Origin of the sequence: Paenibacillus tyrphae, from assembly GCF_024158745.1 — a bacterium.
In the GTDB taxonomy this organism is placed as follows: Bacteria; Bacillota; Bacilli; order Paenibacillales; family NBRC-103111; genus Paenibacillus_G; species Paenibacillus_G tyrfis_A.
Window position 1 is genome coordinate 1 of the sequence record NZ_JAMZAW010000063.1, and the last position, 1,319, is coordinate 1,319.

A 1,319-nucleotide genomic window follows, 5' to 3' on the forward strand; every position below is an offset into this window, starting at 1 on the left:
CGACCTCCAGACTTACTTTGGGTAAGCCTCGAAGCAGGAATCTTTTGAATCCACGGTTGTTCTTGATATCCCCAAATACAGGCTCCGGTTCAGTCATACGCCTGACCGCTAGTGTATAGCCTTCTTCGCTGCAGAGTCTTTCACGTGCCTGATTCTTTAATCGCAGATACTTCATACTCACTTTGATTTCGCGATTACCTTGGGCTTTCGTACACTGCGGTTTCAGCGGGCAGCCTTCACAGCCGGCACTCCGATAATGACGACACTCGATTTCGTATCCACTTTCCGTTTTCTCTTTGCTCACTCTATGAAAACTAAGGGTTTGCCCCGCCGCACATGTCCATATATCTTGTTCAGTGTTATAGGTCCAGTTGTCGATTTTGCTAATATCCTTTTGCCATGCTTTGCTTTTTTCACGGTGGTAGGTGCTGTATTTAACGATGGCGCTTATTTTGTTTTGCTCCAAATAATCGTAGTTTTCTTCGCCACCGTATCCTGCGTCGGCAATGACGATGCCTGGCAGCTTGCCTAACTGCGACTTTACCTTTTCCAGATGAGGGATCAGGCAACGTGTATCGGTAGCCGCTGGTGCACACTGTAGCCGAGGATGAATTGATTTTCAGTGCCAATCTGCACATTGTAACCCATCTTGAGCTGACCGTTTCGCATGTGATCTTCTTTCATCCGCATGAACGTGGCGTCTTTGTCGGTCTTACTGTAGCTATTCCGATTCCCTAAAATTTCTTCATGCATTTCATACTTTTGAAGGCGAGGGATCAGGTCTTTTTGGAGTGTGCGTACGGCTTTCTTCAGCGGCTTATCCTTCGGCTTTTCCTGCAGTCTTTCTTCCAGTTGCTTGACAGCGAGCTCCAACTTTTGGCTGGTAATCTGCGAGGATTCACCAAGTTCGTAAAGATCCCGGCTTCCATTTGCTCGTTCTTCTTGTTTCTCGGCCTCTTCGATGGCGGCAAACAAGGTTTGCACTTTCTCTTGGAGCTTTGCCTTATGCTTCACAACGGCTTTGCCCCAAACAAACGTGTATCGATTCGCATTGGCTTCGATCTTTGTACCGTCGACAAAGTAATGCTCGAGCTTCACATAGCGTTCCTCGATAAGCAGCCCAAGAACGGCGGTAAATACGGTCTCGAGCACCTCTTTCATGCGCTCGGAGCGAAACCGATTAATGGTTCGAAAGTCTGGACGTTGTCTGCCCGCGATCCACATAAACATGATGTTCTCACGGACAGCCTTAGCGATTTGGCGGGAGGAGTAAATGCGCTGTGTGTAGGCATAAATGATGATTTTGGTGAGCATTTTCG

At 47.8% G+C, this 1,319-nt stretch carries 1 pseudogene; it reads right to left on the bottom strand.

The window, feature by feature from the left end:
- Positions 1 to 1,319, bottom strand: a pseudogene (locus tag NI000_RS37365) (IS1182 family transposase); the annotation flags it as partial.